Consider the following 13331-nt stretch of genomic DNA (forward strand, 5'->3'; position numbering starts at 1 on the left):
AAGTGCCCTTTTGTTCAAGGGAGTTGTCATGGCCGAGGCCTATATCGTCGAAGCGGTGCGGACGCCCGTCGGGCGGCGCGGGGGAGGACTGAGCGCGGTCCACCCGGCCGACCTGGGAGCGCATGTGCTCGTCGCGCTGGTGAAACGGGCCGGGATCGATCCGGCCGCCGTCGAGGACGTCGTCTTCGGATGTCTGGACGCGGTCGGGCCGCAGGCCGGGGACATCGGGCGGACCGCATGGCTCGCGGCCGGGCTGCCCGAGGAGGTGCCGGGCGTGACCGTGGACCGGCAGTGCGGCTCCTCCCAGCAGGCCGTGCACTTCGCGGCGCAGGGCGTGCTCTCCGGGACGCAGGACCTCGTCGTCGCCGGTGGCGTGCAGAACATGTCGATGATCCCGATCGCCTTCGCCACCCGGCAGGCCGCCGAGCCGCTCGGGCTGACGCAGGGGCCGTTCGCGGGCAGCGAGGGCTGGCAGGCGCGGTACGCGGGCAAGCCGGTGAACCAGTTCGTCGGCGCCGAGATGATCGCCGCGAAGTGGGGGATCAGCCGGCAGGACCAGGAGGAGTTCGCGCTGCGCTCCCATCAACGGGCGGTACGGGCGATCGACGAGGGGCGCTTCACGCGGGAGACCCTGGCGTACGGGGACGTCGCCGTCGACGAGGGGCCGCGCCGGGACACCTCGCCGGAGAAGATGGCCGGGCTGAAGCCGGTCGTCGAAGGCGGCACCATCACGGCCGCCTGCTCCTCCCAGGTCTCCGACGGCGCGGCGGCGATGCTGCTGGCCTCCGAACGGGCCGTACGGGAACACGGGCTCACGCCCCGCGCCCGCGTCCACCACCTCTCCGTCCGCGGCGAGGACCCCATCCGCATGCTCACCGCGCCCATCCCGGCCACCGCCCACGCCCTGAAGAAGACCGGCCTGTCCATCGACGCCATCGACCTCGTCGAGATCAACGAGGCTTTCGCGCCGGTGGTGTTGGCCTGGCTGAAGGAGACGGGCGCCGATCCGGAGAAGGTCAACGTCAACGGAGGCGCCATCGCCCTCGGTCATCCCCTGGGCGCGACCGGCGTGAAGCTGATGACGACACTGCTGCATGAACTGGAGCGCACGGGCGGGAGGTTCGGGCTCCAGACCATGTGCGAGGGCGGCGGACAAGCCAATGTGACGATCATCGAGCGGCTCTGAGGACCTGAAGGGTCTCGTCGGCCTCCTTCATCATCCGCTCCACCAGTTCCGCGCACGACGGCAGGTCGTCGATCACCCCGGCGACCTGCCCGGAGGCCATTACGCCGAGGTCCGTACGGCCGTCCACCATCGCCGACTTGAGCAGCATGGGCGTGTTGGCGGCGAGCAGCACCTGGCTCCAGGTGAGCTCCTTGCCGTGCTTCATGGCGAGGCCGTCGTGCAGCAGCTGGCGCCAGGTGAGCCCGGAGAGGGCGCGGAAGCCGGCCGCCCTGCGCAGCGCGTGCAGCAGTCGCCTCGAACGTCCGGACTTTTCGAGGGAGTTCACCAGGTCGGTGCGGAGCATGCGGTGCGGTAGCCCGTCCACCGCTCGGGTCACTGTCACGTCCCGTACGGTCGCCTGGAGATAGCGTGCCTTCACCGTGTCCGGCACCGTCGAGTCCGACGTCAGCAGGAACCGCGTGCCCATCGCCACGCCCGCCGCCCCGTACGCCAGCGCCGCGACCAGCCCGCGTCCGTCGAAGAAGCCGCCCGCCGCGACGACCGGGATGTCCACCGCGTCGACGACCTGGGGGAGCAGCACGGTCGTCGCCACGTCGCCGGTGTGCCCGCCGCCTTCGCCGCCCTGCACGAGCACCGCGTCCGCTCCCCATGCCGCGACCTTCTCGGCATGGCGGCGGGCCCCGACGGACGGGATGACCACGACGTCCGCCGCCTTGAGCCTGGCGATCAGGTCAGGGGAGGGGGCGAGGGCGAAGGAGGCGACCCGAACGCCCTCGTCGAGCATGATCGACACCCGCTCCCCGGCGTCCGCCGCGTCCGCCCGCAGATTCACGCCGAAAGGTGCGTCCGTACGGGACTTGACCTCCCGTACAGCGTCCCGCAGCTGGTCCAGCGTCATCGTCGCCGAGGCGAGGACGCCCAGCGCGCCCGCGTTCGCCGTGGCCGACACCAGGCGGGGGCCCGCGACCCAGCCCATGCCGGTCTGCACGATCGGGTGGCGGACCCCGACGAGCCGGGTGAGTGCCGTGTCCATCAGACGGCGACCTCCCTGGCGCGGGCGCCGGACGGGTCGAGGACCTCGCGGATCAACTTCAGTTCCTGAGCGGTCGGTTCGCGGGTGTACGGCACGTCGGAGGGGATGCTGAGCGCGAAGCCCGTCGCCTCCGTGACCTGCTCGACGGTCACCCCGGGGTGCAGCGAGGCCAGTCGCATCGAGTGGTCCGGCGTCGCGAAGTCGAAGACGCCGAGGTCGGAGACGACCCGGGGGATGCGGTGGAAGCGGGCGCCCACAACGGGGTCGGACCCGGCGTGGTCGTACCCCACCCCGCACACCATGTCGACCTTCTCCACGAACACCCGCCGGGAGTGCTTCGGCACCCAGTAACTCGTCGGGTTGTTCAGTGTGTTGACGGGGGCTCCCCGCACGCCCAGCAGCTGCCGTTTCGGGCGCTCCCAGTCGCCGATGCAGGAGATGTTCTGGTTGCCGTACCGGTCGAGCTGGCTCGCCCCCATCATCACGTGCCGCCGCCCGCCGGTGACCAGGGCCAGATGCTGCCGGTACGGCAACCAGCCCTCGACGGTGCCCTCGGCGTCCACGATCATCGCCTCGCCGTCGGTCAGCAGCAGGTCCGGTGCGAAGGTGAGGCGGGCCAGCCGGGCGGCCACGGAGGGGATCAGGCCCATGGGGCTGGCCAGGATCTCGCCCGCGTCGCGCCAGGCCTCGGCGCAGGCGATCACGCAGTACTCGGCGCGGGTCGCGGTCATGTCGTCCTCCCGTCGAGGTACTGCGCGGCGAACTCCGGCCAGGGTGTGGTCGCGTACTCCCGCTGGGCCTCCTCGTCGCGGCCGTAGTCGGGGACGCAGGATGTGAAGTGCGCGCCGCCCGGCGCCTCGACGACCCCCGTCACCACGTGCCGTTTGAGCAGCAAGGACTGGGGTGGCCCCTCCTTCGCGAACTCGACCGTGTCGACGACCCGTTCACAGGAGACGTACGCGGCGTCGGCCGCCTCGCAGAACAGGTCGTCGAAGTACGGGTCCGGGCCCAGGTACTGCCCGTTGCCCTGCCGGTCGGCGCGGTTGACGTGGACCAGGGCCGCGTCGAGGCGCTGGGCGGGCACGGCGACGAACGTCTCGCCGTCGTCGTACGGCGAAGTCACCGTCCGCAGGCCGGGGTTGACCCGCATGACGTCCGAGCCGAGGCCGGCCCGCACTGGCAGAAACGGCAGTCGGTTGGCGGCCGCGTGCAGTCCCCACATGAACATCGCCTCGTCGATCTCGGTGAGTTCGAAGGCGCCGCGCTCGCGGGCGGCCCGGTAGTGGGGTTCGAGGGGGATGGAGTCGAGGGTGACGAAGGGGGCGACCAGTTTGCGGAGGCGTCCGGCGGCGGCGAGCATGCCGACGTCCGGGCCGCCGTACGAGACGACGGTGAGATCGGTGATCTCGGTGCGGAGCAGTGCTCTCACCAGCTCCATCGGCTTGCGGCGGGAACCCCAGCCGCCGATGCCGAGGGTCATGCCGCTCTCCAGCCGGGAGACGGCCTCGGCGGCGGTCATGGTCTTGTCGGACACCTAGGAATCACCCTTCCCGAACCTGCTCCGCACCCGGTCCGCGACCCCGCTCACGCTCGCCTCGAAGGTGAACCCCTGCTCGAAGCGGTAGCTGCGGCGGACGTCGACCGGGTCGATGCCGTTGATGGCGGCCTTGGCGAGGCGCAGCAGCTCCCCGTCCTTCGCGGCGATCTCCCGCGCCAACCCCAGGGCCGTGTCGAGCAGTTCCTCGCGTGGTACGACCGCCCACACCGAGCCGTGCGCGTGCAGCTCGGCCGCCGTGACGGTGCCCGAGGTGAAGTACAGGGCGCGCATGAGGTGTTGGGGGACCAGCCGGGCCAAATGGGTGGCGGCGCCCAGGGCTCCCCGGTCCAGCTCGGGCAGCCCGAAGGTGGCGTCCTCGCTCGCCACGATCACGTCCGCGTTCCCGACCAGCCCGATCCCGCCGCCCAGACAGAAGCCCTGCACGGCCGCGACCACCGGGACCTCGCACTCGTACACCGCCGAAAAGGCCTCGAAGCACCCGCGGTTGACCCCGACCAGCGCGTCCGCGCCCCGTGCCTGGAGCTCCTTGATGTCGACGCCCGCGTTGAACCCCCGCCCCTCAGCCGCCAGCACCACACAGCGCGTCCCCGGATCACGGCCGGCGGCGCGCACGGCGTCGGCCAGCGCGTACCAGCCGTCCACCGGAAGGGCGTTCACCGGCGGGAAGTCGACCGTGACGACGGAGATCCCGTTTCCGCGAATCCCTTTTTCCTCGGATGAGGTGGAGACACCCATGGAAGCATCAGCTACCTTTCCACCAAACGTTTGTTAGGTGGAGGGTAGCGGCGAATGGAGCTGAAGGGGAGGGTCGCCGTCGTCACGGGAGGAACCCGGGGCGTGGGCGCCGGGATCGCGCGCTCCTTCGCGGAGGCGGGCGCCGAAGTCGTCGTCTGCGCCCGCCGCCCGCCCGAAGTCCCGGTCAAGGGCGTGGAGTTCATGCCGCTCGACGTCCGTGACCATGACGCCGTGCACGCCTTCTTCGCCGCCCTGCCCCGCGTCGACGTGCTCGTCAACAACGCGGGCGGCGGCCCCTACCGGCTGCTCGCCGACGCGGACGCGGCACGGCACGCGCGCGTGATCGAGCTCAACCTCCTTGCCCCGCTGACGGTTTCCCTCGCCGCGTACGGCCACCTCAAGCGCGCGCAGGGCTCCGTCGTCATGGTCGGCAGCGTCAGCGGCAGCCGCCCCTCGCCCGGATCGGCGGCGTACGGGGCGGCGAAGGCCGGGCTGGAGAACCTCGCCCGTTCGATGGCGGTGGAGTGGGCGCCGGACGTCCGGGTCAACACCCTGGTCGTTGGCATGGTCCGCACCGAACTCGCCCACCTGCACTACGGCGACGAGCAGGCGGTCGCCGCGGTCTCCCGCACGGTCCCGCTCGGGCGCCTGGCCGAGCCGTCCGACGTCGGCGCCGCGGCCGTGTTCCTCGCGTCGGACGCCGCCGCGTACATCAGCGGGGCCTCGCTGCTGGTGCACGGGGGCGGGGAGCGGCCGCTGTTCCTGGATGCCGCAACTGCCCACAGGGAAACGTGAACTGCTGCTACTGGGAGACGTGAGATGAGTGGAATCTGCGAGGGCCGGGTCGTCGTCGTCACCGGGGCGGGACGGGGACTCGGCCGCGCCCACGCGCTGGCGTTCGCCGCTGAGGGGGCCCGGGTCGTGGTCAACGACCTCGGTGTGGGCCTGGACGGCACGCCCGACCCCGACAGCCCGGCGGCCCAGGTCGTGGCGCAGATCCGCGCGGCGGGCGGCGAGGCGGTGGCGCACGGCGGCGACATCGCGACGACCGAAGGCGCGCGGAGTCTGATCGCGACCGCCGTGGAGACGTACGGCCGCCTCGACACCCTCGTCAACAACGCCGGTTTCCTGCGCGACCGGATGCTGTTGAACCTCGACGAGGACGACTGGGACGCGGTGCTGCGGGTCCACCTGAAGGGCCACTTCCTCCCGCTGAAGCACGCGGCGGCGCACTGGAGGAGCGAGGCGAAGGCAGGCCGTACGCCGGTGGCCCGGATCGTCAACACCAGTAGCGGGGCCGGGCTGTTGGGCTCGCTGGGACAGGGCAACTACAGCGCCGCCAAGGCCGGGATCGTCGGGCTGACGCTGGTCGCCGCCGCCGAACTCGCCCGCTACGGCGTCCAGGTCAACGCGATCGCGCCCGCGGCCCGGACCCGGATGACGGAACGGACCTTCGCCGACACGATGGCGGCGCCCACGGCCGGGTTCGACGCGATGGCCCCCGAGAACGTCTCGCCGCTCGTGGTCTGGCTGGGCTCGGCGGCCAGCGAGGGCGTCACCGGGCGGGTCTTCGAGACGGAGGGCGGCCGGGTCACGGTCATGGAGGGCTGGCGTCCCGGTCCGAGCGCCGACAAGGGCGCCCGCTGGGCTCCGGACGAAGTCGGGGACACCGTACGGAAGTTGCTGGCGGGAGCCGAGCCGCCGGGGGCGGTCTACGGGGCGTAGGAACGCCTAGGCCGGTCCACGAGGCGTAGGAGTTCCTACTCGGCGAGACGGGCCGCCGCCTCGCGCTGGTGCTCCGTCATCACCTCCAGGAACCGGATCACGGTCTCCAACTCCTCCGTGGTGAACACCTCGCACCTCTTGGTGACCTCACGCGCGTAGTCCTCGAAGAACCCGAAGAGCTCCGCGATCTTCTCGCGGTTCAGCTCGACGAGCACCCGGCGCTTGTCCGTGGGGTGCTTGATCCGGCGCACCAGCTCCTTGGCCTCCAGTCTGTCGAGCAGGCCGGTGACGGACGCGGGGGCCAGGCGGGTCAGCTCGGCCAGCTGCTTCGCGGTGAGGGGGCCGTGCCGTTCCAGGAAGTCGAGGGCCTTCGTCTCCGTGGGGTTCAGGCCCTGCCGGGCGGCGACCGCGGTGTGGAACATCACCGTCGCCCCGCTGTTCTCCCGGCCGGCCGCGAACAGGCGCAGCAGGGTGTCGGCGCGTCGCTTGTCGTCAGTGGGGACGGCCCCTTCGAGGTTCGGGACGGGGCCGCTCGCCGTGTCGCTGCTCATGAAGCCAGGCTAGCAAAAATTTCGTTCGGTCGAACTAACTACTTGCGATCAGGGTGGTGTCGGTGCAAGTCTTTCGTTAGGCCGAACGAAATAAATCCCGATGGTCGCCGAGTAGACAGGGGAGCCAGCCATGACGACCACGTCCGTCACCACCGCACCACCCGCCACCGCCGAGCCGCCGCACCCCCGCCGCTGGGCCGCTGCGACGGTCATGATGATCGCCGCCCTGATGGATCTGCTCGACGTGACGATCGTGAACGTCGCGATCCCGTCCATCGGCCGCGACCTGCACGCCACACCCACCGACCTGCAATGGCTGATCTCCGCCTACCTGCTCGGCTTCGCGGCCACGCTGATCGTCTCCGGCCACCTGGGGGACCGCTTCGGCCGCCGCGGCCTCTTCCTCGCCGGCACCGCCGGGTTCGGGCTCGCCAGTCTCGGCTGCGGGATCGCCCAGACGCCCGGGCAGCTGATCGCCGCGCGAGCCGTGCAGGGGGTGATGGCAGCCGTGCTGATGCCGCAGGTGCTCGGCTCGTTCCGGACGCTGTTCCACGGCAAGGAACGCGGCGCCGCCTTCGGGATGTACGGCGCGGTGGCCGGGTTCGCCTCGGCGGTCGGGCTGCTGGTGGGCGGGCTGCTGACCGACGCCGACCTGTTCGGGCTCGGCTGGCGGTCGGTGTTCCTGGTGAACGTGCCGATCGCGATCGCGACGCTCGTGGCGGGCCTGCTGCTGGTGCCGTCGACCAAGGAGCGGTCGGCCGGGCGGCCCGACGTGCTGGGCAGCGTCGTGCTGGCGGGCGGGCTCGTCGCCATCGCGCTGCCGCTCGTGCAGGGGCGTGAGAACGGCTGGCCGCTGTGGGGCTGGCTGTGTCTGGCCGCAGGGGTCTGCGCGGTCGTCGGGCTCGCCGTGTTCGAGGCGCGTAGGCGCCGCGCGGGGACGACACCGCTGCTGCCGGGACGCGCGTTCCGCTCACCCGCCTTCTCCGTGGGCGTCGTGGTCCAACTGGTCTGCTCGGTCGGGATGCAGGGCTTCTTCCTGGTCTTCATCGTCTGGCTCCAGGGCGGCCAGGGCTACTCGCCTCTCCAGGCCGGTCTCGTCGCCGTCGCCTACTCGGCCGGGGCGTTCCTCACCGCGCCCGCCGCCGACGCGCTCGCCACGAAGTACGGGCGCTGGGTCCTCGGCGCCGGAGCGCTGCTGATGGCGGGCGGCTTCGGCTGGGTGTGGGCGGCGGTCACCGGCGCGGCCGACACCCACACCGGGGCGTGGCCGCTGGTGCCGGGCCTGGTCGTCTCGGGCGCCGGGCTCGGTTTCCTCGTCGTACCGCTGGTGAACGTGGTGCTCTCCGCGGTGCCGGGCGAGCTGGCCGGCGGAGCGTCCGGCATCCTCTCCACCGCCCAGCAGTTCGGCGGCGCACTCGGCGCGGCGATCATCGGCACGGTGTTCTTCGCCCACGCCGACGACGGCCTCACCCACGCGCTCACCACGGCGATGCCCTGGGTGACCGGCGGATTCGTGGCCTGCGCGCTGCTGTGCGCGGCGCTGCCGCGGCGGGCGGTCAGCGGATACGAGGGGTAGTGAGCGACATCAGGAAGTCCCCGGGGTGAGCCACCCCCGGGGACTCCTACGCGTCGCACGCCAATACGGTCACGTGTCGCACTCCAGCACCGTCCGGCACACCCCGCACCGCGCCCGCATCCGCCCCCGTACCGGCACCCGGATCTTCTGATGGCAGGTCGGGCAGGGAAAGGACACCCGCAGCTGGCCGCCCCCGTCCGGACTGAACGCGTACGGCACCCCGGCCGGCGCGGCCGCCGCGTGCTTCCGCTCCCGCGCGTAACGCCGCCGGCCCGCCCACCCCGCCGCGGTCAACGGCGGCTGCTGCTCGTCCTCCCGCGCCCGCGCCATGCCCTTCACGTACGCGGTGTAGCCCTGCGGGCTGGTGAACCACACCGAGGGGTCCTCCCCGAACACCAGCGACCGCTTGGCGAGGACGTACCCGAACTCCTCCGGCGTCAGATACCCCAGCTTCTGCGAGGACGCGGAGTCCTCCCGGTACGCGTCCAGCAGCAGCCACCCGGCACCCAGATAGGTCGCCGCCGTGTCCGTGAGGATCTCGTTGTCCCGGGTCCCCGGGAAGGACAGCCCGAGGCGGTGCAGATACACATGCATCACCTCGTGCGCCAGCGCCGCCCCGATGTCCCGCCGATGCGTCCGGAACCGGTCGTTGAGTTCGACGAAGTACTCGGGCCCGGCGGCGAGTTCGACGTTCGCCGCATGCGTCATCTCACGGAACCCGACGATCATCCGCGCGTCGGGCAGCCGGTAGTGCCGCACCATCTCGCGCGCCACCCGCTGCGCCCCCAGATGGAGATCGTCGGTGTCGCAGAACGCCACGTCGGCCGGGGCCACACTGGTCGCGAACGTCTGGACGGTGTCGTACGACAGCCGTTTCCACAGCGCGGTGATCGCGGCCCGCACCGTCTCCAGATGCGGATACCCGTGCTCGACCGGTCCGTCGTTCGCCACGCCCATACCCCCAAGACGCCGAGAACCCGTTTCCACTCTACGAGGTCATCGGCTCCGGACGTACGGCGCCGAAGCCGCCCGCTCCAGCTCAAGGACCCACACGTCGTTCACGCCTTCCCGCAGTACCGGGCCGGGCACGTACAGCGACCGCTGCGGGCCCACGGACCAGTACCGGCCGAGGTTGAACCCGTTGATCCACACGAAGCCGCGGGTCCAGTCCGGCAGTTCCAGCAGCGCGTCCCCGGCGCCGCGCACGTCGAGGGTCCCCCGGTAGAGGCCGGGGGAGCCGTCCTCGGGAAGAGCTTGCAGCCGTACGTCGTCGATGTCGTCCAAGGCGTCCAGTCGCAGCCCACGCGCGCGTACCCCGTGCAGATACTGCCGCTCGTGCAGCAGCCCCCCGGTGATCCCCTTGGACTCCCCGGTGCGCGGCCCGTAGTTGACCCGCCCCAGCGACTCCACCCACAGCTCCACGCGCGCGTGCCCGGCGACCGGCTCCTTCAGCCGCTCGTCCTCCTCCGTCAGCACCCCGGCCCGCTCCCCGTCGACGTACACCACCGCCAGGTCACGCAGCCCACGCGCCAGGAACGGGTAGGGCTGCCGCGGCCCCGGCACGGTCACCTCGTAGCGCACCAGCCCCCGGTCCACGTCCAGTTCCTCGAACGTGGGCGGGACGGGGGCGGTGACGCCCGGCCCGCCCCGGGCCTCCAGCACGTCCGGCAACGGCGCCCACCCCGCCAGCTCCACCGCCGCGCCCTGGGCCAACTGCGGCGGCAGCGACGGCAGTTCGGGCAGCGAGCCGTCCGCGTACTCCGTCAGCACCTCGCGGAAGCGCCAGAACTTCTCCGTGGGGTGCCCGAACTCGTCGATCGGGGCGTCGTAGTCGTACGACGTCACATCCGGCTCCAGCACCCCGTCGTGCAGATCACCGCCACCCCGGTTCGCCCCCGCCCAGCCCGCGAAGCTCGTCCCGCCGTGCGCCATGTACAGATTCACCGACGCACCGCACTCAAGGATCTCCCGCAGCGCCGCCGCCGCGTCCTGCGGATCGCGTACGACATGATCGGCGCCCCAGTGGTCGAACCAGCCGCACCAGAACTCCATGCACATCAACGGCCCTTCGGCGCGGTGCCGGCGCAGCGTCTCGAAGGCCTCGCGGGCCTGCGAGCCGAAGTTCACGGTGGCCAGGACGCCGGGCACCGAGCCGCCGGTCAGCATGTGGTCCTCGGGGCCGTCCGAGGTGAACAGCGGAACCGTGACACCGGCCTCGCGGATCGTCGAGGTCAGCCACCGCAGGTACTGCGCGTCCGAGCCGTAGCTGCCGTACTCGTTCTCCACCTGCACCATGAGCACGGGACCGCCCCGGTCGACCTGCCGCGACACCACCTCGGGAAGCAACTGGCCGAACCACTGATCCACCTGCGCCAGGTACACCTCGTCGCTCGTCCGCGCCCGCCCCGCCAGCCAGTGCGGCAGCCCGCCGTTCTCCCACTCGGCGCAGATGTACGGGCCCGGCCGCACGATCGCCCACAGCCCCGCCGCCTGCGCCGCGTCCAGGAACCGGCCCAGGGCCGCCACGTCCTCGTACACCCCCGGCCGCGGCTCGTGCAGGTTCCACGGGACGTACGTCTCGACGCAGTTCAGGCCCATCGCCCGCAGCATCGCCAGCCGGTGCCCCCACTGCGCCTCGTGCACCCGGAAGTAGTGCAGCGCACCGGACAGCAGCCGCACCGGCCGCCCGTCCAGCAGAAACTCCTCGTCCCCCACCGTGAACTCGCTCATACGCCCCACCCTCACCGCTGGCGCCGATCACCGTCCATGGACAAAGATCGACGGGACTTGGACCGAAGGGAGGGACCCGTTGACGTACCACACCTGGATGCGGTTCTTCACCCCCGGCCCCGCCCACCACCGCCTCGGCCTGGTCTGCCTCGGCGTCGGCCTCCAGTACGGTGTCCTGCCCACCGTCGGCCCCCGCGTCCTCGACCACCACGTCGCCGTCGTCATCAGTACCGGCACCGGCTGGTACGAGCACCCCGACGGCCGCCGTACGACCATCACCGCACCCGCCCTGCTCTGGCTCACCCCCGGCACCCCGCACCACTACGCACCCGACCCCGACACCGGCTGGGACGAGGGCTTCGTCGACTTCACCGGGCCCGCCACCGCCTCCTACACCGAACTCGGCTACATCGAACCCGACCGCCCCGTCGTCCCCCTCTCCGACGCCTCCGCACCCCGCGCCGTCATCGGCCGCATGGCCCGCGCCGCCCGCCGCGACAACCCCCTCCTGGAGGTCGAGACCGGCGCCGCCGTCCACGAACTCCTCGTCGCCCTGCGCCGCGCCCGCGCCGACCTCACCCCCGACGGCGAACAACTCCTCAAGGCCCTCGCCCGCGACGCCTGCCTGCCCCTGTCCATCGCCGACCACGCCGGACGGCACGGCATGACCCTCGCCGAACTGCGCACCGCCGTCCGCCGCGGCGCCGGGTGCAGCCCCAAGGACTACCTCCTCGGCATCCGCCTCGGCCGCGCCAAGGAACTCCTCGCCACGACCGAACTCCCCGTCGCCGCCGTCGCCCGCCGCGTCGGCTACGACGACCCCGCCTACTTCTCCCGCCTGTTCACCCGCCGCGTCGGCACCCCACCCGTCCGCTTCCGCGCCCAACAGGGCCGCGTCGTCCCCGGCGGCTGGAGCGACCAGGTACCCGACCCCGAGGACCCACCGATCATCCCCGGCACCTGGGCACCGTAGGGAGGATCCGCCGATCACCCCTGCCACCGGGGCACGGTAGGGAGGATCCGCCGATCACCCCTGCCACCGGGGCACGGTAGGGAGGATCCGCCGATCACCCCTGCCACCGGGGCACGGTAGGGAGGATCCACCGATCACCCCCGCCATCAGGGCACCGTAGGGTTGACGCCCATGACCACCAGCAACCCCGGTACCGGTGACGTCGACCCCGCCGTGCGCGAGGAACTCGCCCGGCTGCGCGACAGCATCGACAACATCGACGCGGCCGTCGTCCACATGCTCGCCGAACGCTTCAAAGCCACCCAGCAGGTCGGCCACCTCAAGGCCCGGCACCAGCTCCCGCCCGCCGACCCGGCCCGCGAGGCCCGCCAGATCGAACGGCTGCGCAACCTCGCCGAGAACACCAAACTCGACCCGGCCTTCGCTGAGAAGTTCCTGAATTTCATCATCGCCGAGGTCATCCGCCACCACGAGCGCATCGCCGACACCACCTCCAACGGCGCCACGCCCACAGCGAACTGACCTCGCCGGACGCCCCCAGGGCGTGACAGAACGCCTCCCGCAGGGGCATGCTGCGCTGTGCACTCCTTGTCAGCTGACGGGCACACACGGTCAGCGCCTCGGACATAAGCTGGTTGTCCCATGCGGGAGGGACGTCGGGCCATGCCGTCGGATGCCAAGATCCTCATCGTCGACGACCACGAGGACACGCTGTACGCGCTGGAGAGCGCCCTCGCCCCGCTCGGCTACCGGCTCGGCCGGGCCACCAGCGGCGACGAAGCCCTCAAACAGGTCCTGCGCGGCCAGGTCGGCCTGCTCCTCCTCGACGTCCGCATGCCCGGCGTCAGCGGCCTCGACGTCGTCCGCTACATGCGCCGCGTCGAACAGACCCAGCACATCCCCGTCGTCCTGCTCACCGGCTTCGGCCCCGACCAGGAACTCACCGCCACCGCCTTCGGCCTCGGCGTCGCCGACCTCATCATGAAACCCATCGACCCCTGGGCCCTGCGCACCAAGGTCCGCTACCTCTACGACGCCCACCGCCGCCGGCTCGCCCTCGAAGAGGAGATCCGCGCCCTGCGCGCCCTCGTCAAGGACGGCCCCGAACCCCCCGGCCGCCCCCCACGCCCCGCCCTGCCCCACCCGGACCCCCGCGTCCCCGTCCAACGCGCACAAGGGGCGCACACCGGCAGCCTCGAACAGGACCGGACATAGGCCGCGTACCGATCCGCCCCTGTGCCATGACCCCGCCATCAGGCAGCAT

The 13331-nt window shown here is 71.7% G+C and carries 14 protein-coding genes; 7 read left to right on the forward strand and 7 right to left on the reverse strand.

Features of this window, described 5'->3' with window-relative positions; genetic code table 11:
* The first annotated feature begins 28 nt into the window (after positions 1–28).
* On the forward strand, positions 29–1186 hold the full coding sequence (locus IQ210_RS18680; protein ID WP_194080170.1) for an acetyl-CoA C-acetyltransferase: 1158 nt from the start codon (positions 29–31) through the stop codon (positions 1184–1186).
* Here the strand turns inward: IQ210_RS18680 and IQ210_RS18685 are convergent.
* The 4 genes from IQ210_RS18685 to IQ210_RS18700 are packed head-to-tail and all read right to left on the reverse strand — an operon-like array spanning position 1170 to position 4512.
* On the reverse strand, positions 1170–2219 hold the full coding sequence (locus IQ210_RS18685) for an NAD(P)H-dependent flavin oxidoreductase (protein WP_194080171.1): 1050 nt from the start codon (positions 2217–2219) through the stop codon (positions 1170–1172). The genes IQ210_RS18680 and IQ210_RS18685 overlap by 17 nt on opposite strands.
* Positions 2219–2950: a CoA-transferase subunit beta gene (locus tag IQ210_RS18690; RefSeq protein ID WP_194080172.1), complete on the reverse strand. Its 732-nt coding sequence runs from the start codon at positions 2948–2950 to the stop codon at positions 2219–2221. The genes IQ210_RS18685 and IQ210_RS18690 overlap by 1 nt, the downstream gene beginning before the upstream one ends.
* On the reverse strand, positions 2947–3753 hold the full coding sequence (locus IQ210_RS18695) for a CoA transferase subunit A (RefSeq protein ID WP_194080173.1): 807 nt from the start codon (positions 3751–3753) through the stop codon (positions 2947–2949). Before IQ210_RS18695 ends, IQ210_RS18690 begins: the two co-directional genes overlap by 4 nt.
* A complete protein-coding gene (locus IQ210_RS18700) occupies positions 3754–4512 on the reverse strand; it encodes an enoyl-CoA hydratase family protein (protein WP_194080174.1) in 759 nt (252 codons plus the stop codon).
* A 54-nt stretch (positions 4513–4566) separates the two neighbouring features.
* Between IQ210_RS18700 and IQ210_RS18705 the strand changes: the two genes are divergently transcribed.
* Together IQ210_RS18705 and IQ210_RS18710 are read left to right on the forward strand one after the other, a co-directional pair.
* Positions 4567–5307, forward strand: a complete 741-nt coding sequence (locus tag IQ210_RS18705; protein ID WP_194080175.1) for an SDR family oxidoreductase — start codon at positions 4567–4569, stop codon at positions 5305–5307.
* A 24-nt stretch (positions 5308–5331) separates the two neighbouring features.
* Positions 5332–6237, forward strand: coding sequence for an SDR family oxidoreductase (locus IQ210_RS18710; protein ID WP_194080176.1), 906 nt, complete (start codon positions 5332–5334; stop codon positions 6235–6237).
* A 35-nt stretch (positions 6238–6272) separates the two neighbouring features.
* Here IQ210_RS18710 and IQ210_RS18715 read toward each other — a convergent pair whose 3' ends face one another.
* The gene (locus IQ210_RS18715; RefSeq protein ID WP_194080177.1) at positions 6273–6788 is read right to left on the reverse strand and encodes a MarR family winged helix-turn-helix transcriptional regulator; all 516 of its coding nucleotides are present in this window, start codon (positions 6786–6788) and stop codon (positions 6273–6275) included.
* Between the two features lie 130 nt (positions 6789–6918).
* On the opposite strand from IQ210_RS18715, the gene IQ210_RS18720 reads away from it, so the two are divergent.
* On the forward strand, positions 6919–8364 hold the full coding sequence (locus tag IQ210_RS18720; RefSeq protein WP_194080178.1) for an MFS transporter: 1446 nt from the start codon (positions 6919–6921) through the stop codon (positions 8362–8364).
* Positions 8365–8433: 69 nt separating this feature from the next.
* On the opposite strand, the gene IQ210_RS18725 is transcribed toward IQ210_RS18720, so the two are convergent.
* Entirely contained in the window at positions 8434–9315 is an 882-nt protein-coding gene (locus tag IQ210_RS18725; RefSeq protein ID WP_194080179.1) for a hypothetical protein, read from the reverse strand.
* A 45-nt stretch (positions 9316–9360) separates the two neighbouring features.
* Positions 9361–11094, reverse strand: a complete 1734-nt coding sequence (locus IQ210_RS18730; RefSeq protein WP_194080180.1) for a glycoside hydrolase family 35 protein — start codon at positions 11092–11094, stop codon at positions 9361–9363.
* 97 nt (positions 11095–11191) lie between these two features.
* On the opposite strand from IQ210_RS18730, the gene IQ210_RS18735 reads away from it, so the two are divergent.
* From IQ210_RS18735 to IQ210_RS18745, 3 genes are all read left to right on the forward strand, one after another.
* Positions 11192–12067: a helix-turn-helix domain-containing protein gene (locus IQ210_RS18735; RefSeq protein WP_194080461.1), complete on the forward strand. Its 876-nt coding sequence runs from the start codon at positions 11192–11194 to the stop codon at positions 12065–12067.
* A 171-nt stretch (positions 12068–12238) separates the two neighbouring features.
* On the forward strand, positions 12239–12589 hold the full coding sequence (locus tag IQ210_RS18740) for a chorismate mutase (RefSeq protein WP_194080181.1): 351 nt from the start codon (positions 12239–12241) through the stop codon (positions 12587–12589).
* 141 nt (positions 12590–12730) lie between these two features.
* On the forward strand, positions 12731–13282 hold the full coding sequence (locus IQ210_RS18745; protein ID WP_194080182.1) for a response regulator: 552 nt from the start codon (positions 12731–12733) through the stop codon (positions 13280–13282).
* Positions 13283–13331: the final 49 nt, after the last annotated feature.

The sequence above is a fragment of the Streptomyces justiciae genome (assembly GCF_015163075.1).
Lineage (GTDB): Bacteria > Actinomycetota > Actinomycetes > Streptomycetales > Streptomycetaceae > Streptomyces > Streptomyces justiciae.

Coding starts and splice junctions, on each gene's coding strand:
- IQ210_RS18680 (WP_194080170.1), top strand. CDS start 29: ATGGCCGAGGCCTATATCGTCGAAGCGGTGCGGACGCCCGTCGGGCGG.
- IQ210_RS18685 (WP_194080171.1), bottom strand. CDS start 2,219: ATGGACACGGCACTCACCCGGCTCGTCGGGGTCCGCCACCCGATCGTG.
- IQ210_RS18690 (WP_194080172.1), bottom strand. CDS start 2,950: ATGACCGCGACCCGCGCCGAGTACTGCGTGATCGCCTGCGCCGAGGCC.
- IQ210_RS18700 (WP_194080174.1), bottom strand. CDS start 4,512: ATGGGTGTCTCCACCTCATCCGAGGAAAAAGGGATTCGCGGAAACGGG.
- IQ210_RS18705 (WP_194080175.1), top strand. CDS start 4,567: ATGGAGCTGAAGGGGAGGGTCGCCGTCGTCACGGGAGGAACCCGGGGC.
- IQ210_RS18710 (WP_194080176.1), top strand. CDS start 5,332: ATGAGTGGAATCTGCGAGGGCCGGGTCGTCGTCGTCACCGGGGCGGGA.
- IQ210_RS18715 (WP_194080177.1), bottom strand. CDS start 6,788: ATGAGCAGCGACACGGCGAGCGGCCCCGTCCCGAACCTCGAAGGGGCC.
- IQ210_RS18720 (WP_194080178.1), top strand. CDS start 6,919: ATGACGACCACGTCCGTCACCACCGCACCACCCGCCACCGCCGAGCCG.
- IQ210_RS18730 (WP_194080180.1), bottom strand. CDS start 11,094: ATGAGCGAGTTCACGGTGGGGGACGAGGAGTTTCTGCTGGACGGGCGG.
- IQ210_RS18735 (WP_194080461.1), top strand. CDS start 11,192: ATGCGGTTCTTCACCCCCGGCCCCGCCCACCACCGCCTCGGCCTGGTC.
- IQ210_RS18740 (WP_194080181.1), top strand. CDS start 12,239: ATGACCACCAGCAACCCCGGTACCGGTGACGTCGACCCCGCCGTGCGC.
- IQ210_RS18745 (WP_194080182.1), top strand. CDS start 12,731: ATGCCGTCGGATGCCAAGATCCTCATCGTCGACGACCACGAGGACACG.